Source organism: Sphingomonas glacialis (genome assembly GCF_006439055.1).
Lineage (GTDB): Bacteria > Pseudomonadota > Alphaproteobacteria > Sphingomonadales > Sphingomonadaceae > Sphingomonas > Sphingomonas glacialis_A.
Genome location: NZ_RCZC01000019.1, coordinates 1 through 711, shown reverse-complemented (window position 1 = coordinate 711; position 711 = coordinate 1). Strand labels below are relative to the sequence as shown.

Annotated in this window: 2 tRNA genes and 1 rRNA gene; all 3 read left to right on the top strand. The window is 57.1% G+C overall.

Annotated features, from left to right (window positions below):
• Positions 1-195: ribosomal RNA gene (locus EAH76_RS23785) — 16S ribosomal RNA — on the top strand; the annotation flags it as partial.
• A gap of 218 nt (positions 196-413) precedes the next feature.
• Positions 414-490, top strand: a tRNA-Ile gene (locus tag EAH76_RS23780).
• A 22-nt stretch (positions 491-512) separates the two neighbouring features.
• Positions 513-588 (top strand) — tRNA-Ala (locus tag EAH76_RS23775).
• Positions 589-711: the final 123 nt, after the last annotated feature.

Here is a 711-nt window from a genome sequence, read left to right as displayed (position 1 = left end):
TAATCGCGGATCAGCATGCCGCGGTGAATACGTTCCCAGGCCTTGTACACACCGCCCGTCACACCATGGGAGTTGGATTCACCCGAAGGCAGTGCGCTAACCGCAAGGAGGCAGCTGACCACGGTGGGTTCAGCGACTGGGGTGAAGTCGTAACAAGGTAGCCGTAGGGGAACCTGCGGCTGGATCACCTCCTTTCTAAGGATATCGGCAGAAAGCGCTCGATGGTTCGCCATTGAGAAGAGCTTCTTCCATTCCAAAGAACATTTGCCGCCGTCCTCATGTCCCTTCATCACTAGGTAGTCCACACGGACCGACAGCATGGCTGTTACGGTTTGTGTCGGACAAGCTCGGTCGGCGCTGCGAAGCGCGCCATCTGGCGCAGCTCGGCTGCGATGGCGGCGCGAAGCAGGTGCGGGCCTGTAGCTCAGTTGGTTAGAGCGCACCCCTGATAAGGGTGAGGTCGGTGGTTCGAATCCACCCAGGCCCACCACTTTCGCGCTTTAAAAGAGTATGGGGCCTTAGCTCAGCTGGGAGAGCGGTTGCTTTGCAAGCATCAGGTCATCGGTTCGATCCCGATAGGCTCCACCACTCGCCACCAAAACCTAGAGATGAAGAGAAAACTCTTCCGCTTCGGCGGAACACGCGGGGTTAGCCCCGCCTTATTTGACATTGTGAATGGGTTCTTAAAATCGATGCCGTGATATCGGCGTT